The organism is Nocardioides sp. GY 10113 (genome assembly GCF_004919105.1).
Lineage (GTDB): Bacteria > Actinomycetota > Actinomycetes > Propionibacteriales > Nocardioidaceae > Nocardioides.
Genome location: NZ_STGK01000013.1, coordinates 107,547 through 133,707 on the forward strand (window position 1 = coordinate 107,547; position 26,161 = coordinate 133,707).

General features: G+C 68.2%; 19 protein-coding genes. 8 read left to right on the forward strand and 11 right to left on the reverse strand.

The window, feature by feature from the left end:
* Positions 1 to 3: 3 nt before the first annotated feature.
* A complete protein-coding gene (locus E8D34_RS15895; RefSeq protein ID WP_136595627.1) occupies positions 4 to 1,863 on the reverse strand; it encodes an acyl-CoA dehydrogenase in 1,860 nt (619 codons plus the stop codon).
* Positions 1,864 to 2,039: 176 nt separating this feature from the next.
* Here E8D34_RS15895 and E8D34_RS15900 point away from each other — a divergent pair, with 176 nt between their 5' ends.
* On the forward strand, positions 2,040 to 2,498 hold the full coding sequence (locus E8D34_RS15900) for an Rrf2 family transcriptional regulator (protein ID WP_136595628.1): 459 nt from the start codon (positions 2,040 to 2,042) through the stop codon (positions 2,496 to 2,498).
* 9 nt (positions 2,499 to 2,507) lie between these two features.
* Here the strand turns inward: E8D34_RS15900 and E8D34_RS15905 are convergent, their stop codons facing one another.
* Positions 2,508 to 3,176 (reverse strand): hypothetical protein, encoded by a 669-nt coding sequence (locus tag E8D34_RS15905; RefSeq protein WP_136595629.1) that lies wholly within the window; start codon positions 3,174 to 3,176, stop codon positions 2,508 to 2,510.
* A gap of 116 nt (positions 3,177 to 3,292) precedes the next feature.
* On the opposite strand from E8D34_RS15905, the gene E8D34_RS15910 reads away from it, so the two are divergent.
* Entirely contained in the window at positions 3,293 to 3,748 is a 456-nt protein-coding gene (locus tag E8D34_RS15910) for a nuclear transport factor 2 family protein (RefSeq protein ID WP_136595630.1), read from the forward strand.
* A 28-nt stretch (positions 3,749 to 3,776) separates the two neighbouring features.
* On the opposite strand, the gene E8D34_RS15915 is transcribed toward E8D34_RS15910, so the two are convergent.
* A complete protein-coding gene (locus E8D34_RS15915) occupies positions 3,777 to 4,505 on the reverse strand; it encodes a hypothetical protein (protein WP_206056757.1) in 729 nt (242 codons plus the stop codon).
* A gap of 27 nt (positions 4,506 to 4,532) precedes the next feature.
* On the opposite strand from E8D34_RS15915, the gene E8D34_RS15920 reads away from it, so the two are divergent.
* Positions 4,533 to 7,808 carry a BTAD domain-containing putative transcriptional regulator gene (locus tag E8D34_RS15920; RefSeq protein ID WP_168929473.1) on the forward strand — a complete coding sequence of 1,092 codons (3,276 nt, stop codon included), beginning with the start codon at positions 4,533 to 4,535 and terminating at the stop codon, positions 7,806 to 7,808.
* A gap of 12 nt (positions 7,809 to 7,820) precedes the next feature.
* On the opposite strand, the gene E8D34_RS15925 is transcribed toward E8D34_RS15920, so the two are convergent.
* The gene (locus E8D34_RS15925) at positions 7,821 to 8,405 is read right to left on the reverse strand and encodes a DUF2461 domain-containing protein (RefSeq protein ID WP_136595633.1); all 585 of its coding nucleotides are present in this window, start codon (positions 8,403 to 8,405) and stop codon (positions 7,821 to 7,823) included.
* A gap of 23 nt (positions 8,406 to 8,428) precedes the next feature.
* On the opposite strand from E8D34_RS15925, the gene E8D34_RS15930 reads away from it, so the two are divergent.
* Positions 8,429 to 10,222 carry a recombinase family protein gene (locus E8D34_RS15930; RefSeq protein WP_136595634.1) on the forward strand — a complete coding sequence of 598 codons (1,794 nt, stop codon included), beginning with the start codon at positions 8,429 to 8,431 and terminating at the stop codon, positions 10,220 to 10,222.
* A 1,527-nt stretch (positions 10,223 to 11,749) separates the two neighbouring features.
* Here the strand turns inward: E8D34_RS15930 and E8D34_RS15935 are convergent.
* Entirely contained in the window at positions 11,750 to 11,980 is a 231-nt protein-coding gene (locus E8D34_RS15935; protein WP_136595635.1) for a hypothetical protein, read from the reverse strand.
* Positions 11,981 to 12,142: 162 nt separating this feature from the next.
* Between E8D34_RS15935 and E8D34_RS15940 the strand changes: the two genes are divergently transcribed.
* The 3 genes from E8D34_RS15940 to E8D34_RS15950 all read left to right on the forward strand — a co-directional run bounded on the left by E8D34_RS15940 (position 12,143) and on the right by E8D34_RS15950 (position 14,093).
* Positions 12,143 to 12,715, forward strand: a complete 573-nt coding sequence (locus tag E8D34_RS15940) for a hypothetical protein (protein WP_136595636.1) — start codon at positions 12,143 to 12,145, stop codon at positions 12,713 to 12,715.
* 297 nt (positions 12,716 to 13,012) lie between these two features.
* Positions 13,013 to 13,330, forward strand: a complete 318-nt coding sequence (locus E8D34_RS15945) for a hypothetical protein (protein ID WP_136595637.1) — start codon at positions 13,013 to 13,015, stop codon at positions 13,328 to 13,330.
* Positions 13,331 to 13,775: 445 nt separating this feature from the next.
* Complete coding sequence (locus E8D34_RS15950; protein WP_136595638.1) at positions 13,776 to 14,093, forward strand: hypothetical protein; 318 nt, start codon at positions 13,776 to 13,778, stop codon at positions 14,091 to 14,093.
* A 178-nt stretch (positions 14,094 to 14,271) separates the two neighbouring features.
* Here the strand turns inward: E8D34_RS15950 and E8D34_RS15955 are convergent, their stop codons facing one another.
* The 4 genes from E8D34_RS15955 to E8D34_RS15970 form a co-directional block, all read right to left on the reverse strand.
* Positions 14,272 to 19,068: a type ISP restriction/modification enzyme gene (locus E8D34_RS15955; protein WP_136595639.1), complete on the reverse strand. Its 4,797-nt coding sequence runs from the start codon at positions 19,066 to 19,068 to the stop codon at positions 14,272 to 14,274.
* A gap of 246 nt (positions 19,069 to 19,314) precedes the next feature.
* Positions 19,315 to 20,241, reverse strand: coding sequence for a hypothetical protein (locus E8D34_RS15960; RefSeq protein ID WP_136595640.1), 927 nt, complete (start codon positions 20,239 to 20,241; stop codon positions 19,315 to 19,317).
* Positions 20,242 to 20,435: 194 nt separating this feature from the next.
* A complete protein-coding gene (locus tag E8D34_RS15965) occupies positions 20,436 to 21,053 on the reverse strand; it encodes a recombinase family protein (protein ID WP_240771398.1) in 618 nt (205 codons plus the stop codon).
* A gap of 186 nt (positions 21,054 to 21,239) precedes the next feature.
* Positions 21,240 to 22,664: a DUF3883 domain-containing protein gene (locus tag E8D34_RS15970; protein ID WP_136595641.1), complete on the reverse strand. Its 1,425-nt coding sequence runs from the start codon at positions 22,662 to 22,664 to the stop codon at positions 21,240 to 21,242.
* A 144-nt stretch (positions 22,665 to 22,808) separates the two neighbouring features.
* Between E8D34_RS15970 and E8D34_RS15975 the strand changes: the two genes are divergently transcribed.
* Complete coding sequence (locus tag E8D34_RS15975; protein WP_136595642.1) at positions 22,809 to 23,450, forward strand: DUF2461 domain-containing protein; 642 nt, start codon at positions 22,809 to 22,811, stop codon at positions 23,448 to 23,450.
* A gap of 45 nt (positions 23,451 to 23,495) precedes the next feature.
* Here the strand turns inward: E8D34_RS15975 and E8D34_RS15980 are convergent, their stop codons facing one another.
* Positions 23,496 to 24,476 (reverse strand): hypothetical protein, encoded by a 981-nt coding sequence (locus tag E8D34_RS15980; RefSeq protein WP_136595643.1) that lies wholly within the window; start codon positions 24,474 to 24,476, stop codon positions 23,496 to 23,498.
* A 534-nt stretch (positions 24,477 to 25,010) separates the two neighbouring features.
* On the reverse strand, positions 25,011 to 26,161 hold a 1,151-nt coding region (locus E8D34_RS15985), incomplete at its 5' end, for a fibronectin type III domain-containing protein (protein WP_136595644.1).

Here is a 26,161-nt window from a genome sequence, read left to right on the forward strand (position 1 = left end):
ACCTCAGAAGGCGGCCTCGTCGAGGTCCATCAGCGAGAGGTCGGTGGCCTCGGCGATGGCCCGCTCGGAGGTGATCTTCGGCAGGTTGGTGGCCGCGAAGAACCTCGCCGCCGCGACCTTGCCCTCGTAGAAGGCCTTGTCCGCGCCCGGCTCGCCGTCGAGCTTGGCCAGGGCGATCTCGGCGCCCCGCAGCAACAGCCAGGAGCAGATCACGTCACCCAGCACCATCAGCACCCGGCTGGTGTTGAGACCGACCTTGTAGATGTTGCGGATGTCGTCCTGAGCGGACATCAGGTCGTTGATCATGTGACCGACGATCGCCTCGGCGTCGGCCAGCGCGGTCGCGAGCAGCTCCCGCTCGACCTTGAGGCGGCCGTTGCCGGACTCGGCCTCGATGAACGCCTTGATCTCGCCGGCCAGGTAGCCGAGGGCGCGGCCCTGGTCCTTGACGATCTTGCGGAAGAAGAAGTCCTGGCCCTGGATGGCGGTGGTGCCCTCGTAGAGGGTGTCGATCTTGGCGTCCCGGACGTACTGCTCGATCGGGTACTCCTGCAGGAAGCCCGAGCCGCCGAAGGTCTGCAGCGACTCGGTGCCCAGCAGCACCCACGAGCGCTCGGAGCCGTAGCCCTTGACGATCGGGAGCAGCAGGTCGTTGACGGCCTCGGCGAGTTCGTCGCGCTCGCCCGCGGCGGTGGCGACCTGCACCTTGTCCTGGAAGGAGGCGGTGTAGAGGACCAGGCTGCGCATCGCCTCGGCGAAGGCCTTCTGGGTCATCAGCGACCGGCGCACGTCGGGGTGGTGGGTGATGGTCACCCGCGGCGCGGTCTTGTTCGAGGACTCGGTCAGGTCGGCGCCCTGCACCCGCTCCTTGGCGTAGTCCAGCGCGTTCAGGTAGCCGGTGGAGAGCGTCGCGATCGCCTTGGTGCCGACCATCATCCGGGCGTTCTCGATGACCTGGAACATCTGGGCGATGCCGTCGTGCACCTCGCCGAGCAGCCAGCCCTGGGCGGGCTCGCCGCCGCCGACCTGCGGGTCGCCGAAGGTGGTCTCGCAGGTGTTGGAGACCTTGATGCCCATCTTGTGCTCGACGTTGGTCACGTAGACGCCGTTGCGCTCGCCGGTGAGCTCGCCGGTCTCGTGGTCGAAGTGGTACTTCGGCACGATGAAGAGGGAGAGGCCCTTGGTGCCGGGTCCGCCGACGCCCTCGACGCCCTCGGGGCGGGCGAGGACCAGGTGGATGATGTTCTCCTGCAGGTCCGACTCGGCGCTGGTGATGAAGCGCTTGACGCCGCTGATGTTCCACGAGCCGTCGGCGTTCGGGGTGGCCTTGGTGCGGCCCGCACCCACGTCGGAGCCGGCGTCCGGCTCGGTGAGCACCATCGTCGCGGCCCAGCCGCGCTCGACCATGATCTGGGCGATCCGCTTGTCGCGGTCCGTGCCGTTGTGGTGCACGACGCCCGCGAACGGCGCGCCGGCGGCGTACATCCAGATCGGGGCGTTCGCGCCGAGGACCATCTCGCCCATCGCCCAGATCAGCGAGGACGGGGCCGGCTGCCCGCCGAGCTCCTCGGAGATCTGCAGGCGCCAGAACTCAGCGGCCATCCAGGCGTCGTAGCTGGCCTTGAAGGAGGCCGGCACCGGCGCGGTGTTCGTCGCGGGGTCGAAGACCGGCGGGTTGCGGTCGCTGTCCACGTAGGAGGCCGCGAGGTCCTCGCGGCAGATCCGCTCCACCTCGGCAAGGATCTCGCGGGCGGTGTCCGCGTCGTACTCCTCGAACGGCCCGGCGCCGAGGACCTCGTCGCGCCCCAGGAGCTCGAAGAGGTTGAACTCGATGTCGCGCAGGTTGCTCTTGTAGTGGCTCACAGTCCCACCGATTCCTTCAGAAAAGAGTCTTGGCTACTCGTCGGTAACAAGATGATACTGGCGAGTAGGCAGGTGGGCAAGGCAACCCGAGCGACCGTTCGGATCGGGGCGCCGCCGGCGGCCCGCCGAGGCCCATGGTCGAGTGATCCGATCGAGATATGTGACAGGATGGAGACATGCGAGTCTCCGCCAAATCCGACTACGCGCTGCGGGCGCTGATCGAGATGGCGGGACGCGCGGACGGTCGGGCCGTCAGCGCCGAGGAGCTCGGGCGACTGCAGGAGATCCCCCACGGGTTCCTGCAGGCGATCCTCGCGGACCTGCGCCGCGCCGGCATCGTGCTCTCCCAGCGCGGCCAGTCCGGCGGGTGGCGGATGGCCCGCCCCCCGGCCGACGTCTCGGTCGCCGACGTGATCCGCGCGGTCGACGGCCCCCTGGTCTCGGTCTACGGGCTGCGGCCCGAGGCGGTCAGCTACAACGAGACCGCCGATGTCCTGCAGCACGTGTGGATCGCCGCACGGCGCTCGCTGCGGGAGGTCTTCGAGGAGGTCTCGATCCAGCAGCTCGCCGACGGGAGCCTGCCAGCCACCGTCACCGCGCTCACGGCTGACGAGGACGCCTGGCAGCCACACTGAGCCCCAGGCTCAGGCCGCCGTACGCCGGAAGCGCCGGCGCCGTCGGTCCAGTTCGCCGAGCCTCAGCTCGAGCGAGGCGGTACGGCGCACCAGGCGCTCCATCTCCCGGCGCGCGTCGGCGAGGGTGGCACAGGGCGGCACCGCCGGCGGCACGGATCCGAGCCCGAGCGACGCCGTGCCGAAGCCGACCAGCCGGCCGAACTCCCGCCACACCGTGGCCGGGTCCTCGTCCGGGAGGTCGAGCACGTGCAGCCGCTCCGGCTTGCGCACGGCGCGCTGCCAGCGCGCGACGAGTGCATCACGGCGCGCCTCCTCCCCGGGCCCGGCGCTGACCACGACCTGCACCCGGAAGGCATGGAGGGCGTCGACCAGGAGGTCCACCTGCTCCGGAGCCGCGTCGGCGAGCATGGTCTGGGAGAAGACCAGATCCACCTTCGCCTGCTCCGCGCGCCGGACCATGCCCACCCACCTGCCCTCGACGTCGGCGCGGCGCAAGCCCCACTCACGGTGACTGCGCAGCAGCTCGACCGCCGCCAGGAAGCTCTCCGACGAGGTGCGCGCCACCGCGGCGTAGCCGAGCTCGACGAGAGCGCGGTGGTGGTGCGCCAGCGCCGCCTCGACGGGGTCGCCGGCGCCGGGAGCGCCGACATGGATCCAGGCCTTCCGCTTCTTGCCCATGCCAGGCACGGTGGCATCGCCCGGTGACCGCGACGTGAATCCGCCGTGGCCGGTCGGCATCGACCCGCGGGACCTCAGATCTAGAACCTGTTCTACTTTCGGCCTACGATGGCGCCATGATCACCTCCGATGCCATCGTCTGGAACGCGCCGAACGACCTGCACCCGGCGCGGACCGCCTCGCAGCGCTCCTACTCCGCGGTGGCCCGCGGCGACCTGGCCGAGTGGCTCACGGTGTACGCCGAGGACGCCGTGCTCGAGGACCCGGTCGGTCCGTCGATGTTCGACCCCGAGGGCACCGGCCACCACGGGCACGCCGGGATCTCGGCGTTCTGGGAGAAGGCGATCGCGCCGATCGAGCGGTTCGAGTTCGAGATCATCGACTCCTTCGCCAACCCCGGCAGCAACACCTGCGCCAACATCGGGCGGATCAAGACCTCGTTCCCCGACGGCTCGTTCACCGTCACCGACCTGATCATGGTCTACGTCGTCGACGACGACGGCCGGGTGAAGTCGATGAAGGCGTACTGGGAGCCCGAGCGGACGATGGCCAGCTTCACCGCTGCTGGCTGACCGGCTCGGCCGGCCAGCCAGCACCGGCTCAGCGCCGCCAGCCCTCGGGCCGGCGCGCCATCAGTACGCCGATGGCCGCCACGGCCAGCCCGCGCGGGGCCTCGTAGAGCAGGCCCGAGAGCCCTTGGACGGCCGGCACCGGGAGGAAGAACCCGGCCATGCCGACCAGCGTCAGCACTGCGATCCAGCGCGGCACGGCCCGGTGGCGGAGCATGCTCGCGCCGAGCAGCCCCATGCCCAGCAGCATCACCAGGCCGCCGACGGTGTTGAACAGGGCGAACGCCGTGGTGCCGATCATGTTGTCGTTCTCGGCGATCACGAACGCGGTCGCGGGGTCCTCCGCGAGGGGGTGCGCGACGAAGAGCTCCACGGTGAGGTGCCCGGCGGCGGTCACGATGTTGCCGACCAGGTAGCACAGGAAGCCGGCGAAGCCGACCCAGCCGATGCGGGGTCGCAGCCACGCGTACATCGCGGGGAGCCCGAGGATCAGCAGGACGGTGCCGAGACCCAGGAGGATCTGGGCGATCGGCGTGCCCGGGCTGGTCAGCGCGGCCACCGAGTGCGCCTTGCGGGCGACGATCGGGTGCAGGACGCCGCCGGCGGTGCACAGGGCTCCGGCGAGCGCCAGCGCGACGCCGGCCGCGCGCAGTACAGTCGCGCCGGACGGGCCGCCCACCGACGGCCGGGTCTCGACACGGGCCGGCGCGGAATCAGGGGCGGGAGCGGGGATGGACTGGGGTTCACTGGTGGTGGTCATGGCGCCAGCGTCGACGAACGCGCTGGTGTGACGCTGGTGTCGGGCTGGTCGACGTCCGGGGCCGGCGCGCAGCCGGCGGTCCGGGTGCTCGGGCCGCTCCAGCTGAGCGCCGCCGACGGCACCGCGATCCCGATCGCCGCGCGCAAGCACGCCGACCTGCTGGTCATCCTGGCCGCCGAGCGGAGCACGCGCAGCGCCGGCTACCTCTGCGAGCTGCTCTGGCGCGGCGCCCCGCCCGACAGCGCGCAGGTCACGCTCCAGGGGTACGTCTCCCGCCTGCGGCGGGCGCTGGGACCCTCCCACGGCGTGGCCATCGAGACCACCGCGCAGGGGTACGTGCTGCGCTGCGAGGCCGGCGGCACCGACCTCGACCTGCTCGACACGCTCGCCCGGGACGCCCGCGGCGCCCTCGCCGACGGCGACACCCGGCGCGCGGTCGACCTGCTCGAGACCGCGCTCGGCCTGTGGCGGGGCGAGGCGCTCGAGGACGTCGCGGACGTCGCCGAGCTCGCCCCCGAGCGCGCCCGGCTCGACGAGCTGCGCTCCGAGCTCACCGAGGCCTGCGCCGAGGGCATGCTGGCGCTGGGCCAGGCCACCCGGGCGATCACCGTGCTCGCACCGGCCCACGGCCGTCATCCGCTGCGGGAGGGCACCGCCCGCCTGCTCGCGCTCGCGCTCCGGGCGGCCGGGCGGGCGCCGGAGGCGCTCGACGTGCTCGTCGACCTGCGCCGCGGACTGCGCGACGAGCTCGGACTGGACCCGGACCCGGACACCGTGCGGGTGGAGCGGGAGATTCGCAGCTCCCCCGCCCCGGCGCCGGACCGCACCGGCGCCGCGAAGCCCGCGGCGCCGCCGGGGCCCGCACTCGGCGCCGGACCGCCGGGACGCGCCACCGACGCGGCGGCACTGGAAAGGGCCTGGCGGGAGAGCGCCGGTCGCCTCGCTGTGGTGACCGTCAGCGGGGCCGCTGGGATCGGGAAGTCGACGCTCGTCCACCACGCACTCGGGCGACACCGCGGCGCTGCGCTGCTCACCAGCGGCGTGGCCGGCGGCGGCACGGCGCCGTTCGAGACCCTCGGGCCGTGGCTGGAGCAGGCCGCGCTGGCCGGGTATGCGCCACCCAGCGCCCCGTCGGTCGCCGGCGTCGCCGCGATGCTGGCCGCGATGGTCCGTGAGTCGGGCCACCTGGTCGCCGTCGTCGAGGACGTGCAGTGGGCCGACCGGGACTCGCTGCGGCTGCTCGGCGCCGCCCTGCGGGTCCTCCGCGCACACCCGATCCTGCTCCTGCTCACCCGCCGCCCGGGGACGCTCGACGCCGACCGGGCGGCGGCGCTCGGCCTGCTCCGCGCCGTGGGGACGCACACCGACCTGACCCTGCAGCCGCTCACCCCCGACGCGGTCCGGGCGCTGGTCGGCGCCCGGCTCGGGGCCGGCGATCGCGCGACGGTCGAGGAGATCGTCACCCGCAGCCTGGGCAACCCGCTGCTGGCCGCCCAGCTCTGCGACCTGGCCGACGCCGGTGAGCCGATCACCGAGGACGCGGTGGCGGGGGTCGTCGCCTGGAAGCTCGAGTCGGTCTCCGAGCCGGCGCGACGCCTGGCCGAGGCGCTCGCCGTGATCGGTCAGCGCACCACGGCGCACCTGGCCGCTGCCGTCGCCGAGCTCGACGGCATCGACGACGTCGACGCCCGGCTCACCGAGCTCGCCCTCGCCCAGGTCGTCGAGGTGGACGGGACCGAGCTCGACTTCGCCCACGAGCTGCTGCGGCGCGCCGTGCTCGACGGCGTCGGGGCGCTGCGGCGTTGCGCGCTGCACGGGCGGGTCGCCGACGCGGTGGAGTCCGTCTCACCGCGCGCGCTCGCAGCGATCGCGAGCCACCGCAGCGCCGCCGCGCCCGGCTCGGTGTCGCCGGCGGCGGCGCGCGCCTGCGAGCGGGCCGCCGCGGACGCGCTCGCCCGCGGGGCGACCAGCGAGGCGGCGCGCCTCGCCACCCTGGGCGCGACCCACGCCGACCCCGACGACCCGCGGCTGGCGGTCGCCCTGGACTCCCTCGCCGGCCAGGCGCACACCCGCCTCGGCGACTACGAGACCGCGGGCGCCTGCTTCGACCGGGCGGGCCGGCTGCTCGCAGAGTCGGGCGACCACGCCGGGCTGGCGCGGCTGGCCCTGCTCGCGGCCCCGAGCGGCGTCGGCGGCTTCTTCTCGGGGTACGGCGTGGTCCAGACGGGCAACTCCGACCTCCGCGGCCGCGCACTGGCCCACCGGCTCGATCTCGAGGCCGACCTGGTCGCCCGGCTGCAGGCCGCGGAGGCCGCCGACCGCGCCGCCCAGGGGCTCGCCGGGGACCTCGACCACCTCCGCGAGGCGCAGGCACTGACCGAGACCGGCAGCGCCGCGTGGGCGCAGGTCCGGCTGGCGGAGTTCATCTGCCGCTGGGAGCCGACCACGGTCGCCGACCGGGCGAAGATCGCCGACGAGCTGGCCGACCTCGCCGGCGCCGACCCCCAGGCCCGCGCCACGGCGCTGCACCTGCGCCGGGTCTGCGCCCTCGAGGCCGGCGACCTGCGGCTGGTCCGCCGCCTCTCCGCGGAGTTCACACGGGTCGCCGCGGACGGCGGACCCGACCTGCAGGCGATGCAGCTGTGGTGGCAGGTGATGCTGGCAGTGCTCCGCGGCGACTACGCCGAGTCCAACGCCCTGATGACCCGGCACCTGGAGGGCCTGGGCGCCGTCAGCCTCCCCGCGCGGCGCCTGGCCGAGGTGTCGATGGCGACCAGCCAGTCGATCGAGCTGTGGCACCGCGGACGCCTCGCGGAGTTCCTCGATCAGGCCGGCCAGCTCGCCGGCGACTTCGACGAGGACTTCGCGATCGTGGTCGCGATGGCGTCGGCCGAGGCGGGCCAGCACGAGCGGGCGATCGGCCTCGTCGAGTCGGTCGTGGAGCAGCCGGGCCGGCTGCACGGCCCGCGGGTCGCGGTCCGGGTGCCGCTGCTCACCGAGGCGCTGCTCGCCATCGGCCGGGGCGCGCCGGCGCTGCGCGAGGAGGTGCGCGCGCTGGCGGCGACGCTGGAGCCGGCCACCGCCGGGTGGGGCGACGCGCTGGTCGTCCAGTGGCCGGGGCTGGTCTGCCTCGGGCCCTCGGGGCTCTACCGCGGCACGCTGCGTGGCGTGCTCGGGCTCCCGGACGCCCACGCGACGGTGGTCGCCGCGGGCCGGCGGGCGCGGGCGCTCGGCGCCGCGCCGTACGCCGCCCGGGCCGAGGAGCGACTCAGGGGCTGGCCGTTCGTCGACGGGTCGGCCTGACCCACCGGGCGCTCAGCCGGTCGCGTCGGCCAACCACTCCACCAGCGGCCGCAGCCGCCGCCAGTCGTCCCGGACCCGGTCCAGCAGCTCGGGGGTGTGGATGAACGGCTCGAAGCCGTAGGAGCGCATCCCGAGCACGGTCTTCATCCGGAGCAGCTCGAGTCGCGGGTGCTCCTTGTCGTAGCCCCGGGGCACGGTCTTGAGCCGCTCGCCGTGGACCTCGAAGCCACCGCGCTCGAGGTCGCGCAGGATCCGCTCCAGGACGGGTCCACGCAGGTCGTCGGCCATCGCAGCGCGCAACGCGGCCAGCCGCTCGCCGGAGGCCTCGTAGATCCCGGCGCCGACGCGGACGCCGGGGGCCGCCACCTCGACGTACCACCCGCAGGCGGGGCCGACGCCGACGAATGCGCCCTGGTGGGTCTTGTAGGGCGTCTTGTCCTTCGCGAAGCGGACGTCCCGGTTGGGCCGGAACACCTTGGCCGGCCCGAACTCCGGCTCCAGGGCGCCGGTGAGCGCCACCATCGGTGCCTTCACCTGCTCGGCGTACACGGCCTTGTGCGCCTCCCAGAACGACTTGGTGTTGTCAACAAGCGATATGGAAGACCAATAGAATCTGGGGCATGACGCGCGACCTCAGCAGCAATCGCCCTGCCCTTCCCACGCGCCCAGCGGCATATGCACGTGTCTCTCTTGACCGAGAGGGCTTGTCAGTCGGTGTCGATGATCAGGTGCGTCAGATGGAGGCGCACGCCGAAAGCCTCGACTGGCCGAAGCCACTCATCTACTCGGACAACGACATCACGGCGTCCAGGTCCGATCGGGTAAGGCCGGACTTCGAGCGACTCCTGACGGACCTGGCCAGCGGCCAGGTGGACGGGTTGATGGTTCGGCACATCGACAGACTGTTGCGCCAGGTTCGTGACCTCGTGCGTGTGCTCGATGCCATCGAAGCATCACCCCGCGAGGTCCAAGTCGTCCTCCTTGAGGGCGGGAGAATCGACATCTCTACATCGAGCGGTCGAACGCTTGCATACATCCTGGCCGCCGTAGCCCAAAACGAGTCCGAGGTGAAGGCCGAGCGACTGCTCCAAGCCCGCCGCCGCGATGCGCAGGCGGGCCGCGCGCACCAAGCGCTTGGGTATGGCTACAACCGCGACCACACCATCAACGAAACCCAGGCGGACGTTGTTCGCGAAGTCGCGCGGCGCCTCCTCGAAGAGAAGGAGTCGTGGGGCGACGTCGTCGCCGACCTGAACCGGAGACGTGTGCCGACCGCTTGGGAGGGCCGGTGGACCGGCATGAGCGTGAAGAGCCTCGACACGGAGTGGGGCCGACTTCACCACCCCGACCTTCACGCGGTGATTCGCCTCCTGCGGTCAACGACAGCAGTCAAGCCCGCTGCGGTCGTGAAGGCCACGCGGACCGCCGGGGCCCACTGGACCATCGCCGATGTCAGGAAGCGTCCGGAGATCAAACTGCTCGCCGACTCCCATGTCGGCCTCACCGTCACCCAAGTGGCGCAGTTCCTGAATGCATCCGGCCTTTCCAGCCCGGCGCGCGGGTGGACCGGGACAAGCCTCCGGTCGATGATGACCCGTGGCGCACTCTGTGGGTGGCGCGACCATGCCCCAGGTCGGCGGACTTCCAAGACAAGCGAGAGCGGGCGGCCCACCGGTGAATTGGTCGCCAAGGGCGACTGGACGCCGATCCTTACGAAGAAGCAGGTCGAGCAACTACGCGCCCGCAGCAGAACCGCAGGTGAGCGCCAGACAGAAGCGCGCCACCTGCTGTCGGGTGTCCTCGTCTGCGGACGGTGTGGAAAGCCACTGGTCGGCGCGTTCTCCTCCGACCCGCGCGTGGTGGGAAAGCGCGGCGGAACCACATGGCGCTACTTGTGCCCGAAGCGGAAGAACGCGGCCTCCTCCGGCTGCGGCCTATCCGTAGCGGGCGAAGACATCGACAACATCGTGACCGGATGGGTACTGCAGGCACTTGCCGAAACAGACTTCCGCCAACGCGGATACACAACATCTGACGACCCGAGGGTGCGGCAGGCACAGGACAGGTTGGCTGGCTACCCCGACGAACAGGAGCGGCAGAACCGCTTGTTTCGGGCCGGGGCAATCGACGGCGTTACCTACGAGGACAACATGATGGCGCTGCAGCGGAGGCAGGACGCCGACCTCACAATCGTGAACGCCGCGATGCCACGCCGACTGGCGCTGCAGGTCATTTCAGAGGCTCCCACCAACGCCGATGATCTACTTGAGTGGTGGCTCGCGAAGGACCTGGCGGGGAGACGGCATGTTCTGCGGTCGCTTCTAGCCTCGGTGCCCCTCATGCCGTCGCCGACGGGAAAGGGGCGAGGGACTCCGCCGGTGGAGCGGCTCGGAGAGCCGAAGTTCCGCGTGTAGGGCACGTTGTTGCCGTCGACATCACGGCCGCCGTTTTCGGCAGCCGCTACGCCGCCTCCTGCGATGGGCCGCCGCGGCGGCGACCGGTGCCGTCCTCCCACGAGCGAAAGTCCGTCGCGAGACGATCGAGTACCGACGCGTCAGCGACTCGCTCGGGGAGCCCCTGCGCGGCGCGGGTCGCACGCACCCGAACTTCGTAGTCGCGCATGCCTTGCATAATGCAGGCACGAATCTCAGCCGGGGTCCTAGTGCCTACTCGTGCGGTCGTCGTCTTAAGCATGGGCGGGCTATCGGCGTGTGGAACTGCCGGACAGGATCACAATCCAGAAGGAAAAGCCAGCGCTTCCCTCCCCGCCGGGTACATCGCATGGCCCCGGTGCGAGCCTCATTCATGTCGGGCAACGGCCGCCCATACGCCGCTGCGCCCTTGCGGTGCGCTGACACGTCCAACGACCCCCGCATCGCGTCGCGCCGTCACGCACCGCCATGGCGTGACACGTCCACCAGTCTCGGCGATGCAATCCGCGGAGCCGCGCCCATGCCTTCCAGAGCCTGATTGAGACCCCACGAGGTGAAGCGCCTCCGACCGGACATCACGTCCGTGTAGTCGGACCAGCGCATGTACCACCGGCGGCACCGGGCACAGCGACAGGAGCCGCCGCCATGCTCGGCAATCTCCGTCAAGGCGCGGAAGAGGCCAGTCGGGCCGCTCGGGGCCACCGGCGGCATGGTGAGGTAGTACGCCAAGCCTTCCGGGTCGACAACCGGAGTCACGTCGACGCTGTTGTCGGGCAACGCGACCGGCCGACCAAGTCGCCCCAACGCGACGGTCAGCGACTCGTGCCAGGCGTCTCGGAGAGTCGACTCGACCCGGATGGGGTCTGCGTCTGGCGCTGAGGGATTCATGAACGCCAAGAGGTGGTAGTGAGGGTGAAATCCTTGGTTCCCCCAAGCGACCTGAAGAGTCCGGTCGAACTTCCAGAAGCCCAGGGTTCGACGCAGCGCCGTTCCACGCCGCCCACCGTTCCAGAGATGGTCGTATGCCGTTTCGAGCGTCTGCATTAGTGGGCCGAGGTCGTCAGAGAGACGATGCGAGAGGTTGAACGTAACAAACAAGACTCCACTGCCGACCTCGTCTGCGGCCTCAAGGCGCCATCTCAACTCGTGGCGCCGAGCGACCAGGCCAGACGCATTGCATGTGGGGCATTCCCAGACGCGGTCGCACTTTTTGGTCGGCCGCGAATCGCCATCTTTCGGGGGTGGGCCCCAAGGCGTTCGACCGCATCCCCAGACAACGCTGTCCGAGGCCATGCGTGCTGCAATCTCGCGAAGGTGGTGGAGCCGAGTGTCCGCAGTGTTCGTCATGCTGCGGGCTATCGGCATGTTCTTGGCCGAGCCAGATGGCTATTCCTCTGCAGCCGAGGCCGTACCTACCCGGTACAGATACTCCCGGGCTCCCGGGCTCCCGGTCTCCCGGGCTCCCGGACTGGTCGCAACACGTCCACAAGGAAGCCTTGTCCCGGCGCGCTAGCGCACCCAGATCAGCACCCCGTACTCCGGGTGGGGTGCGGAGTCGACCTTGAATCGGCTCCATAGCGCGTGGGTAACCGCAATGCTGTTGCCGCCGCTGTTGACGTGGAGCACGAGCACGCCATCCGGCTCGGCCCACATGCCGATGAGGCAACGTGACATTTCATGCCCCGTTCCCTCTAGTCGGTTGTTGATTGCTTCGCGAGCGAGGCTGCGAATCTCGTCCATCTTCACTTCGAGCGCGCGACTTGGCATGGTTTCCTCCGGCGGGGTTCGGGGCGGCCTGGATTGGCCGCCCGCCGCTCCTGTTATCGGCGGACGTGTCGCTTCTCTGTCGGACCTGGTTTGTACGGTGCCCGGCCCACCCCGATTGACTGGAGGAGCATCGCGTTGTCGTTCGTCGTGACCCGTGCCCCGCGTGACCCGAAGGCAGCCCTTCCTCCGCCGCGTGGCGGGGCTGGCGAAACCTGGGCGCTCGGGATGTACCTGCCTGGGTTTCACGACCTCGCGTGGGGAGAGTCGGCAGCCGACCTAGTGGCGGCCCTGCTCGGCGACCCCGACTACGAGACCAAGACCGAGCATGAGCGTTTGGTCGCCCGCATCCTTCGCTCCCTTCGCCTGCAGGTCGCCATACAGGCCCAGGTCAACGCCACCGCCATGCTCACCGGGGATTGGGCGGCGCTGCAGGAATGGGAGCGACACGTCCTCAGCGGCCCACGGCACATCGCCCCCAATATGCCGGACGGCTTCCCCACCCGGCCCCACTTCAGCGGCGCAGACGTGTGGGATGCGCGCACGCCACTGGTGTGCGTGACGACCGCGTGCGAGCCGCTCAACCCCGGGGTCCCGCCCATCCTCGGCAAGGACGACAACGTCTGGGTCATCGACCCCGTTGACGATGAGAGCCTCCTCGGCAGCCTCCAGGACCTCGGGCTCATCCAAATCCTCACCCGCGTGCCGTAAACACGGGGAGCGCCGACCCTCGACGCGAGGCATTGCATCCCCGAGTGGGTCGGGGGCGCGACATCACATCGGTCCTCACACCGCCCCATTCGCAGCGGTGAGGGGTGCCCCACGTCCCGATCCCCCCGTTGCCGCAGGTCAGGACTCAGGTCGGGCCTCACATGTCTCGCGGAATATCGCGGCGACTACAGGTGGTGGCCTACAGCAATCCCCTGAGTCCGCCGAAGTAAGGGCCCGCAACTGCTGCAATCCACGGCACCTTGCCGTGGCCACGCACCCGAGCCGTGAGGACCCACAATGAGCAACACGTCCAGAAGGACCGTTCGATTCACCCTCGACATGAACGAGGACCAGCACAAGCAACTCCGCATCCGCGCGCTGCAGGAAGGCCGACCTGCCGCCGAACTCTGCCGCGAACTCATCGCGGCGTACCTCGGCCAGGCAGAGGCCCTCGACGACGCCCGTCTCCGAGCGGCCTACGAGGCCGGTGCCCGCGCGGAACGAGAACGGATCGTCACCTCTGCCCTGCACCCGACCCCGCCCACCGGCCCGGAACTCCCCACCCAACGCGCACGGCCGGGACTTCCCACCCAGCCACCCGCCCCGAGAGGCTGAGCCCGGCGTGTACGTCCGCGACGGGCTCCGCCCTCCCCGCCCGCCCAGGAAGCGACCGCCGGGCCCGGCGACGAAGACGCCCCGGCCCACGGTCTGGCAGCGAGGACCAGTCCACGCCTGGGTGTGCAGATTCCTCGGCTGCACATCCGCCATCTCGCCTGAGGGAAGAATTCAGTGCTGGCGGTGCAAGGAGCCGCAGTAGGCGGGACACCCGCGCAAGCGACGCCCCACCAGAACTGCCTCGCGAACCCGCCTCGCGTGTCTACAGATGTAGACACGCGAGGCCGGGTTCGCGTGTCTCGAGCGGTCGCATCCAAGTCTCACCCGCGTCCTGTCCTAGTCAGGCGAGAACCTACCGCCCCGGAGTTCACCACGCCGATAGACGGATGGACCCCGCACTCCCCAGCAATCCCGCCGGTGAGACCACCCCCTGAAAGGGACCCGCATGATGAACCGACCCCCGATCTGCCCGGAGACCATCCATCTCGCCGCCAACGGCCGCTTCATGTACTTCGACATCGACGTCACCGACCGCCTGTTCTGGTGGAACTGCCTCGACTGCGGAGACGCCTACCAGGAGACACTCGCTGTGGTGACCGCCGCCCTCGACGCCGGGCGCCCTCGCTGCCCGGGGTGCAAGTTCGAGGACGGCCTTTGCGCCGCCAGCGGATGCTGGGACGCGGCGGACCTCGCCGTGGACTGCGACTGCGGAGCACACACCCACGTCTGCTACAAGCACTCGGACCTGGCCATGGCGAGTTAGCCGGGCGCGGGCCGAGTGGGCAGGCCGCCGCGAAGGTTGGTCATGTCGGGGGCTCCCAATGTGGACCTCGGAGCCCCCGACCGCGACCGTCCGTCGCCGCGCCGCACCGCACCGCGCGGCGGGAGGGACCGCCGCGCTCGGTCACCGCTGGGCGGACCCACGCACGCTCACATCCGCGTCAAGCACCCTCAATGATGTCCAGTGGCGGGAGGCCGTCGACGATCTTGTTCGTCTCGACGGAGACGGTCACGACGCGTGCCAGGAGGTCGAGGATGTAGCGCGGCTCGCCGACCTCACGTGACCAGTCGTTCGGGTCGTTGACGATGCCAGACGCCTTGTCGGTCTTTATGTAGTAGCGGTCGATGATCCACTCGATGGCCGACCTCGAGCCGAGCATGTAACGGTAGGCATCCTCGGGGATGCCGCGGAGCGTGATGCGGTCGTTGTATTGGATGACTGAGCGGTCGTACTTCATTCCAGCCGCCTTCTGCTCCGCCGTCGCTTTCCCGAAGGACATCTTCTTGCTGCCGACCGAGAAGAACGCATACGGGTCGCCGACCGGCGCGACGTCGAGGCCGTCGAACGAGTATGCCTCGACCTGCTCGTAGCCGACATGGAGGTCGAAGAGCGCCCGCCCAGCGTCGACGAAGCCGCGGAAGTCGCGGACCATCGGGATCCGAGGCAGCATCTTCTTCAGGTCGGCGGAGTACGTCTCACGGTACGTGGGCGAGTGCAAGAGACCGTATACATAGAAGAAGATGTCTTCCTTGGTGGCCATTTCGCCTGGGTAAGCCGCCCGGAAGCGCTTGAGCGCCTCGTCCGTGATGTTGTCGATCCTGCGGTAGCCGTCGATAACCTCTCCCGAGCCACCCAAGTCAAGCATGCCGGATTCCTCGACCTGCTCGTACCGCCAGCGCGGGAAGAACTGGCCGCCTTGTCCGAAGTAGTTGAGGTCGGGCATGCGATTGATCGCGATGGCCCCGAAACGCATGACGGTCCCGGTTCCGGTGACGTAGAAGCCCATGTTGTCCGACGCTTGCGTCGGGAAGATTGAACTCAGTTTGGACTGGACCTCGTTAAGCGGGCCGTAGAAGTACGCGCGGGAAGCGAAGAACGGTCGATAGGTAGCACTCCGGACGGCCAACGCAGAGGCGGGCTCGACATCTCCTCCGCGACCAAGCCTTGCGCGCAGCGCACGCGACCAACTGATGTCCTTCGGGTCCTCGGAAACATCTCCGCCCAGAGCCCGGCGATACGTCATGACCAGACGATCGACTGTTTGCAGCAATCGGGTTGTGGAAGCGTTGTAGCACCACGCGTCGCGACTGGTGGTCAGTCCGAATGAGGACACACCGAACACACTTTCTGCGGAACGATCCCCAACGGGAAGAAACTTCTCGAAGTCGTCCCGGCGCTGGTTGACCCAGTCGCCGTGTTCATTGGGATAGATCAGGCGCGAGTCAGTTTGGAGAATCGACCTGGCCGCAACGACCTCAGCGACCTTCTCGATGGCGGAGGTGTTGTCACGTACTTCTGCGTACTGAATGTGGTTCGCGCGGGTCTCGTTCGCCGGGTTCTTAACGAGGACAATGATCGCGACCGTCGAGATGGAGCCGCCCGCACCCTTGTTGTACGCCTCGAAGATGGGCCGACCTTCAGCGCCCCCGGCCCTTCGATTCCCCCGAAGGTTGAAGACGTAGACAGAGGTGAACTCTTCTGCCAGCGACTTGCGAACGCCATCCGCAGCATTGGTGTCGAGGAATCCGCCATTGGTGACAAAGGCAATGACACCTCGGTCGCGAATTCGCAGTGTCGCCCACTTGATCGCTCGAAGGTACGAGTCGTAGATGGTTCTAACCGAAAGGGAGGTCGATCTCGCACCATACGTCGATCGGATCGCCTCATCGAGGAACGGATACTTCTCGTTCTTGTTGTTGTCGTTGGCCGACTCTTGGCCGATCGACCACGGTGGATTGCCGACAATGACGGTGATGGGCAACTTCTTGAGCGCTTCGAGCCGGGCGTTGTTCTCCGGGAACACATTCAGGTCGGGCCGGTCGTCCGGCTCCCAGGACTGGAAGGTGTCGGTGAGGATCAGGCCGGGGAAGTCCTTGGGGTCGCCGGTTAGGTCGGCGTAGGTGGTCTCGATGTTGACGGCGGCGATGTAGTACGCGAGAAGCAGGATTTCGTTCGCATGCAGTTCGTTGGCGTACTTGCGGGCGAGGTCGTGTGGCTCGATAAGGCCGGATTGGAGCAGCCGGACCATGAACGTTCCGGTGCCGGTGAAGCCGTCGAGGATGTGTACGCCTTCGTCGGTGAGGCCCTGTCCGAATTCGGCACGGAGCACGTCGTCGGCGGACTTGAGGATGAAGTCGACGATCTCGACGGGTGTGTAGACGATGCCCAACTTGTCGACTGTTCGCTTGAATGCAGTGGCGAAGAACTTGTCGTACAACTCGATGAGGATGCGTTGACGGCCCTCGGCGTTGTCCACGCCCTCGATGCGGCGGCGTACGGAGGCGTAGAAGGTCTCCAGGGTCTGGTTCTCGCTGTCGAGGTTGTGCTCGTCGAGCGAGGCGAGCATCAACTCCATCGTCTGGGCGACGGGGTTGGTGGCAGCGAAGTTGTAACCGGCGAAGAGCGCTTCGAAGACCGGGCGGGTGACGAGGTGTTGGGCGAGCATCTCGATGGCCTCGTCGCGCGTGATGTTGTCGTTGAGGTTGCCGCGCAGGCCAGCAAGGAAGACCTCGAACTCCTTGGCCTGGTGGGTGGTCTCGTCGACCAGGAGTCCGTTGATGCGGGTGATGTGCGCTTGGGCGATGTCGGCGACGTCCTTGGCCCAGGTCTCCCAGTAGCGCCGCTCGCCGACCTTCTGGACGATGCGTGCGTACATCGCGTCGCGGAAGCCTTCGAAGCCGAAGTCGAGGAGCATCTGCTCGGTCTCGGGCTTCTTCGGCTCGTCGGCGTGGGTGCCGGGGATCTCGACCTCATCGGTGGGGCGAGGTGTGACGTCGGTGATATCGATCTTCGGCGTGCGGGACTTGTTGAGTTCGATCTGGTTGACGATGGCGTGGAACCGGTCGTCGTGGGAGCGCAGCGCCTGCAGGACCTGCCAGACGACCCGGTAGCGCTCGTTGTCCCGCAGAGCCTCCTCCGGGGCGACACCGGATGGGATGACGACCGGCAGGATGATGTAGCCGAGTTCCTTGCCGGGTGCCTTTCGCATGACGCGCCCGACGGACTGCACAACGTCAACCTGGGAGCCGCGGGGCGTAAGGAACATGACCGCGTCGAGGGCGGGCACGTCCACGCCTTCGGATAGGCAGCGAGCGTTGGACAGGATGCGGCACACGTCGTCTGGCGTGGATTCCTTCAGCCACGCCAGGTGGGTGTTGCGCTCGTGGATGCCCATGGTGCCGTCGACGTGCGCTGCCTCGACGCGAACCCTGTTGGAGGGGCCGGTGCCGGACTCGTCTTGGAGGGCGCGGTCGACGATGACCGGGAAGGACTGCGCGGCGGCTCTGGAAGCACGGATGTCCTTGGCGAACGCGACGGCGGTCTTCATCGGCTTGAGCCGGGACTGCTCGGCCTCTTGGTCGACGGAGTTGTAGTGCTTGGCCAGGCCGTTCCAGCAGCCGATCAACTTGGCGGCGTCGCCAAGGGCGATCTCGCCGCCGGTCGCCATCGCCTGTTGGAAGTTGTCGGCAACGTACTGCTCGTCCACGGCGAGGACGAGGACCTTGTAGTCGGTGAGGAGGTCGGCCTCGACGGCGTCTCCAAACCCGAGGCGGTGAAACTCTGGGCCGTACCAGGTTTCGTTGTCCATGGAGACCGGCTTGGCCTCAGCGTCTGCGGCCTTGCGCTTGACGTCATCGCTGAACACGCGCGGGGTAGCGGTCATGTAGAGCCGCTTGGCGGCCTTGAGGTAGTCACCGTCGTGGACCTTGACGAAGGCCGACTCATCGCCGCCTGCGAGCGTCACACCCGTGGTGCGGTGTGCTTCGTCGCAGATGATGAGGTCGAAGCCGTCAAGGCCGAGGTTCTGTGCCTGTGCGATGACGTCGATGGACTGGTAGGTCGAGAAGACGACCGTCATCCGCTCCTTGGCGTACTTCCCGACGGTCATCCGCTCCACGAGGGTCTTCGCATCGGTGGTGGCGGGTTCGGTGAGGTCGATGGTCGGCATGTCGGCGTCGTCGGTAACGACCTTCCGCCCGACCCGGACATCGGAGCAGACCGCGAACGGGCGGATGTCGACCTCCGCGTTCGCCATCCACTCCCGCAGGCTCTGGGAGAGCAACTGGATGGACGGCACCAGGAACAGGACCCGTCCACCGGCTCCGACGAGTTCCTCGGCGACCTTGAGCGAGGTGTAGGTCTTGCCGGTGCCGCAGGCCATGATGAGTTTGCCCCGGTCGTAGGTGCGGAAGCCGTCGAAGACGTCGTGCAGCGCCCGTTCCTGGTGTGGCCGCAGCGCCTTCTTCCCGGTCGAGACGAGGACCTCGGGGGTCGCCCAGGAGTACTGGGACCAGTCGAACGCCGACTCGTCGAGCCAGGCGATGTCGACGCGCTGCACCGGCACCGCCTGGTGCGCGAGGGTGTCGGCGGCGTTCGGGGACCAGGACTTGGCTGTGTCGAAGATGTAGCGGAGCGTGAACTCCTTCCCGCCCGAGGCGGAGAGGAAGGAGTCGATGTCGCCCTTCGAGACGGTCGCGCCCGGAGCGTAGAACTTGCACTGGATGGCGGCGTACCCGTCGCTGTCGCGGAGGGACGCAACCAGATCGATGCCGGTGTCCGGTCGGCCCTCGCGGCCGGGCCACTCGGTCCACAGCCAGACGTCGGAGAACCGGGCGGCCCACTCGGGGTCGTTGAGCAAGTAGGTCTTGATCAGCCGCTCGAACTTGTCGCCCTTGTCCCGCTCGTCGAGGGCCTGGGCGCGGAGATCCCCGAGGACCTCATAGATCGTGGCAGTCACGCTCACGAAGTCTGCCTTACAAGTGCTCTAGACCGTCTAGTTCCCACGCCTGCATGCCGATGAAGGCAGTGCTGGCGGTCCGAGCCAGTCCCCGCGTGGGCGGGGGTGCTTCTGGCAACGGGAAGACCAGGACCATAGGTTCTGAGAACCCGCTGTCCGCCCAGGCGGAATACTTATGGGCCCGGGCCGCCTGCACATCGTCCATGGGCAGGCGCTTGTGACGGCGCGCCCCTTGCCGCCGCGCCGTCAGTAGGTCGCAGGCACCTCGCCAAACACGAGTTGCTGTCCGGCCGGAAGCAGCCCACGGCATACCCAGCCCGATGAGAACGGTGGGTTCCCGACCGGCCGCTCGCCCCATCGCTGGGAGAACGCGATGCGGCGGTTCAGCAGCAGGAGACCTGCTTCGGCCCCGGCGGTGCGCAACGGCTCGAAAGCCCACTCGCCCACACCGGTCTCGGGGACAAGGAGCGCGAACGGCAGACCGAGGTCGACCAGATGAGCAAGCCACCGGCGGCGCACCGAATACGGCGGATTCGTGACCGCAACGTCCACTCCCATCGCCTCCACCTCAGCGGCGGTGAAAGTGAAGAAGTCCTGCCCGGTGCTGAGGTCCGAACAAACCACGTCGTATCCCGCCTCTTCGAGCACGTCGACGATATGCGAGCGGCCTCGAACGTCCGCGTGGGCCCACACGCGCAGCGGTGGTGGCGGCAGGATGGCGAGCAGCGGTGCGACGGCGGTCCGGGGGGTGTACCAGAGGTCGGTGGAGTTGCCCCTCGCCTGGCTTGCCCGCAGTTTCGCCATGCTGGGCATCCGGTTAAGCCGGTCGGCGTCCGGGCGACGTGTGGCGTTGAGGACCTCGGCGACGACCGTGAGGATCTGATCCTGGTCCTGGTCGCCGAGTTCGCGGCTGCGGTCTGCGACCTCAGCAGAGACCGCTGCCAGGTGCGGCTTGATGTCGCGGGCGACCTTCTCCGTCACGATGTCGGACACGTCCGTTCCTGCCGCCCGGCTGAGGGCCGTGATGACCTCGTGCTGGCCGAGTAGTTGGTAGGACCGCGCTCGGCTCATCTCGAACTCAGACGCGACGTAGTCGGCCCAGCGGGCGTAGCCAAGCGCGAGGTGGGCCTTCCCCACATATGCGCGATGCACGAGGATGTGGAGGGCGCTCATGGTGACCCGGATGGCGTCGGTGAGGTGCCGAGCAGCCTCGGGCGATAGGGGCGTGTCCTGCGGGGGCGTGTCTACTTGTGTAGACCCCGAGCACTGGACGGCGACAGGGAGCGAACTCATGACCTCAGAGATGGTGTGCCGCCCGACCGTCCAAGGAGAGGGCAGCCGTCGGTGCTCGACATGGCCGCCAAAGGCTAACCATCGGAGGCCGTCGCGGCGACAGCGGCCACCCGCGTGGCACTGATCTCCAAGGCCCGGTAGACGGTCGCTCGGGACACCCCGCCCAGCATGGCCGCGATCTGCCCGACGGTGTGCTCCCCCTCGTTGTAGAGCCGCTTGGCCATCTGCGCCTGCTCTGGGGAGAGTCTCGGCTTCGGACCCGGCCGATGCCCGAGCGCCGCGGCCTGCGCGATCCCAGCACGAGTGCGAGCCCGGATCAGCGAGAGTTCGAACTCGGCCAAGACCGACATCAATCCGTAGACCATCCGCCCGGTGTCGGTCGTCGTGTCGATGCCGTCCTGCAGGCTCCGGAAGCCGATGCCACGCTCATCGAGGGCTGTCAGCGTCTTTACGAGATGTGGAAGACTCCGGCCCCACCGGTCGAGCCGAACGACCACGATGACGTCGCCCGCCCGTGCGTACTCCAGGAGAGCCAGCATCTCGGGGCGGTCATCCCGTGCCCCGGAACCGTGCTCGGACCACACGCGCTCGCACCCCGCCTCGGTCAGCGCCGTTACTTGCGCCTCCAAACCAAGGGTCTGCAGGTCCCGGGACGTACGTCCATAACCAAGCAATGCCATGAGGACCTCCATATCGAAAGGGAGGTCGACTATCGCGGAAGGTGCCGACACTATTCGCAAGTGCCGTGTCCAAGTCGTCGAAGACGTGGTCCCAACTAGGACACGGGTCATGCGACATCGACGCACGCTTAGCGGGCACAAAGGAACCAGGCCTTCAGCGGGCGTCTCAGGACCGGTCGGTTACGGACGCAACCGACCCTACTGCGGCGGCCGCCACTCGTAGCCCACGACCGTCAAGTCGTCCGCTTCGGGCTGGAATGGCATTACCCGAAAGGCGCCGGAATCGGGCAGCACCTGCTGCTCGTGGTCCAACTTCATTCCGGACCACACGCCAATCACACATTGGCCGGGGTGCTTGAGTGCATGCTCGACTTCACCGCGAGTCACCAAGACTGTCGTACCAGCCGATTGCGTTCCCTTGGCTTCCAAGTACATCGTCTCGCTGCCCTTCATTGCCACGGCGTCATAGGGCGCGCCGAGATGAGTGTCGACGACCTTCCATCCCCGAACCTCGTAGTGCCTCATAAGCCGCTGCTGAGCGGCCATCTCAACTGCCAGGCGAACCTCGGGATCAGATTCGCGGCCCTGCCCTGCCATCGGAGAAGGGTCCGTTGGAGCGTCGTTGGCATCAGGCCCCTCGTCCGTCCCTTGGCCATGGGCATCCGTCGTCGACCCGCCCGCCACGTTTGGGGCGGCCGCTTCCTCGCCGACCGGCCCGCGCGGTTCAAGGTGGCCCGTCTCTAGCGAGTACGCATCGCTCACCGTCTCGATCCATTTTCCGCACCGGAGACGTACGGTGCCGCCCGACGGCGCTCCATCACGATCGCGCGCCCACTGCTCATACCCAGCCGCAGTGGGCCGGTCGGCTTGCTGAAGATAGTCAAGAACCCAGCGCAGACAGTCCTCGCGGGACCAGCCTCGGTCGTACTTCTCCCGAGGAGCGCTCGGCGCTTCCACTCCCGCCGCCTCACAGGCCGTCGACCATGCACCGAATACCTGGACGATCCGCGCACTCGACAACCCGTCTTCCCGGTTCCGGTCATAAAACGGGCCGGAAAGCGGTGATCCCCCAGGCAACGCCGCGACCCGGGCCAGGTCCGTCAGGATCTGCCCACGCTCCATGGCCGTTGTGACGTTGCGCCCGCGGCGGCGGCGGGCCGCCTCAGCAGGTCCGAGCACCGTTTCCACTTCTCGGACAGTGAGTCCGGAGCGCTCCGCCAGGTCGTCCAGGCGCAAGTTGGCATCGGTTGCTTCGTCGCGCAGCCGCTGCACCTTGAACTGGTGTCGGGCAGCCTCGCGCGCCGACTGCAAGTCCTTCGCGCTCAGACCTGTGTGCTTCTTGACGACCTGCCGAACCCACTCCCGCGAGACGTCATGGGCTTTGCCAATGACGGTGAAATCCTCGCCTCCCAGCGCTCGACGCAGCATCTCAGTCTCACGCTCAGCGATGATTGCCCCGGGACCCTGCAGATCTACCGGCATCGACTGCCCCGCGGCCTCCGCCACGCGCCGAACCGTCAAGGCGTCGATGTTGAAGATGGCGCACACCGTTCGAAGCCGGACCCCTTGCGCAAGGGCTGCAACGATGGCGGTGTCGCGCTCCGCGACTTCCTGGCCTTGCATGGACCTATGTCTACCAACACCGTCGGGGAGGTTCGGAGCGGGCTTGGCGAGCGAGCGAGCGCGTCGTGCATCCGCTCGGCATGGGTCCGGCGAGGCCGGTGCTCAGATGAACACCGTCGGAACGGCTCGCATAGGCTCCGACATGTGAGTTTTGAGGGCTTTCCGGTGGCGGCGCTTGATTTCTATGACGACCTTGAGGTCGACAACACACGCTCCTGGTGGGATGCCAACAAGCACATCTATCAGGATGCGGTCCTTGCACCGATGCAGGCGCTCACGGCGGCTCTGGCTGATGAGTTCGGCCCAGCGAAGATCTTCCGCCCATACCGCGACGTCCGGTTCTCCAAGGAGAAGACTCCGTACAAGACCCACCAGGGCGCGTTCGTCGCCATCGCTCCAGAGACTGGGTATTACGTCGAGGTCTCCCCGCGAGGCATTCGTACGGGAGGCGGCTGCTATTGGTTCGCACCGCCCCGGTTGGCTGCCTTCCGGGCTGCCGTGGACAACGCCATCCTCGGGGCTGACCTTGAGAAGCGGCTCGCGAAGGCGACTCGGATGGGCTACGAGGTTGGCGGGGACACCCTCAAGACCAAGCCACGTGGCTACGACGCTGAACACCCACGTATCGCGCTACTCCGCCACAAGTCGCTCACTCTGGGACGCCACATCGGATTCGAACCGGTGATCCATACGCCAGGCCTCATAGAGGAAGTACGACGCGACTGGCGCGCGATCCGGCCGGTCACCGAGTGGCTTGCCGAGTACGCCGAAGCCCGACCTGAATAGCCAGTGACTACGAGGCGTGTCGGATTGGTCGCCCCCGCGGGATCATTACGGTCCGGGGGTCCAGTTCTTCAACCAGGACTGACCGAGATGGGTGAACATCACCTTCGATGAAGGCGTGCGCTCGAACAGGATCGTCATCAGGTGGTACGCAGTCAGAACCGCTTCCTGAAGAGGCTGCTCTGACTCCAAGTCCTCGACTACCAGCCCACGGGACCGCGCTTCATCACGGTCGATGCGGCGACTGTGGTCAAGGTGGGTGTCTCGATCGTTCAGAAACGCGGCGACCGCCGCAGCCTTCTCCTGCCGGTTGTCGTCGTCCTTGAACATGTAGGACGCCATCCAGGTCGCGACGGTCTCCTGGCTGTATCGGAGGGAGACACGGGCTTCTTGGACGAGAGCCGGACCCATCGACTGGAGGATCGGCGCGTAGGCCAACGAGGAATCCGGGTCGGACTTGATGTCCGATGTCGCCTTCTCGAACTGTGCCACGATCGCCTGGGCGGAGACGAACCGGCCGGTGGACGGCATCGGCATCTGGGGGTCGATCGGTCCAAGTTGCGACTGGCGTCCCATCCAGATGCGGTCACACCCGGTCGCGATCATGGTCCCTGCCGAAAAGGCAAACGTCGGGACGACCACCTCCACGTCCGGGAACTTCGACCGCATGTACGCGACGAAGGACTCCGCCGCTGTCGTGACTCCGCCAGGAGTGTGAAGCAGGAGCGTCAGGCCCTTGGTGTAATCCATGCCGTACATCACGGCCATGAGCCCGTTGACGTCCTCGTGGGTGATCGAGGTCGCGGGTGCGCCCGCTCCCGGCTTTTGCAGGAAACCCGAGGCGTAGAACAGCACGTTGCGCCCGCTCCGCAGACGACCGATCTCTCCGAGTCGGTCGGTCAGGGTGCCGGTCAACCATCCCATGGGGTTGAGCAGCGCGTCCGGGTACAACCCCGGCTGCCCGGCGCTCTCCGCCTCGCGCTGCGCCCGCTGGTCGAACTCCGCGACCAGTTCACCCCAAGACGGCACGACTTCAGCGGGCGCCGAGAGCGTTGTTGGTCAATGACAGCGGAAGATCCGTTCGGGGCGGGCACGGAACCGCGTCTCGTTCGGCCCTGAGGACGCCCACCAGGTCCCCCACGCGCTGAAGACGCTGGTACTGGTCGTACTGCGCGGTGGCCCGACTGATGGCGTCCCACGTTGCGCCGTCATCCTGCATGTGGCTGACCATAGCCTTCCCCTACCGAGTCCACGGGGCATTCCCGCGCGGATACTCCTCCACCTTGCACCGGAGAGCCGCCGGTGGCCATGACCCGCGCCGCAGGACAACTGTGTAATCGTCCAGCACCCGCACCACATGATGCGTGCAGGTCATCCATCGGCACAATCGCGCCGGGTCCCGCACCGGAGACCCCGTACGACCTCGCCGCCACCTAACTCGAGACCAGTGTTGGTGTTGTCGGCCGCGAGATCCTCATTGAGGCCGACTGTAGTGACCTTGGGCGGCATCAGTACCGGCAGTGCCCTGACACCGTACGCCGCTCCGCGTGGACGAGTTTCAACTCACCGGATGCGGATGCTGATGCGTGCACTCGGTGTCGAGGCCCCAACGGCGTTGATCGCGATGACGCGAACGGTGTAGCGGCCGGGACCAAGGTGTCTGAAGGTGGCTTTACGGGTAGTTCGGCCGACAGTCATGTCCTTCCCCTTGTTGATGTCGATGCGGTAACGGCTGACAGGGGAACCGTTCGCGTGCGGCGCTCGCCAGGTGACCACAAGATGACCCTTCGCGACCCTTGCCGACGGCTTCTTGACTTGGGTGGGAACTCCGGCGGGGGTGACTTCGCGCGAGGCGACCGAGGGGTGGCTGTCCCCCACGGCGTTGGTGGCGGTGACGGTGAAGGTGTAGCCGGTGCCGTTGCTCAGACCGCCGATGCTGGTGGTGAGGGTGTCGGCGTCGGTGACGGTCTTGGTCGCGCCGCCAGGGGTGGCGGTGATGGTGTAACCGGTGACGGGCGAGCCGTTCCCGGATGGCTTGGCCCAGGTGACGGTGGCGGACTGGTCACCGCGTACGGCGGTCGGCTTCGCGGGCTGGGTCGGGACACCCGCCGGGGTCACGGTGGTCGAGGGGTCGCTGGCGGGGCTGTCGCCGATGGTGTTGGTGGCGACCACGGTGAAGGTGTAGGCGGTGCCGTTGGTGAGCCCGGTGATAGTGCACGACAGGGCGCCGGTGGTGGTGCAGGTCTTGGCACCGGGGGTGCTGGTCACGGTGTAGCCGGTGATGGGAGCCCCGTTGGTCGAGGGCGCGGTCCAGGTGATGGTCGCGGACTGGTCACCGCGTACGGCGGTCGGCTTCGCGGGCTGGGCTGGGACACCCGCCGGGGTCACGGTGGTCGAGGGGTCGCTGGCGGGGCTGTCGCCGATGGTGTTGGTGGCGACCACGGTGAAGGTGTAGGCGGTGCCGTTGGTGAGCCCGGTGATAGTGCAGGACAGGGCGCCGGTGGTGGTGCAGGTCTTGGCGCCGGGGGTGCTGGTCACGGTGTAGCCGGTGACGGGCGAGCCGTTCCCGCTCGTCGCGATCCAGGACACGTATGCAGTTGTGTCCCCCCGGGTCGCGGTCGGCGGCTCTGGGGCTGTCGGGACTGTGCTAGTGCCGTTGAGGGTGTACTTGTCGGCGGCTGTGCGTACTGCGTTTCGGAGGGGGACCCGGTAGG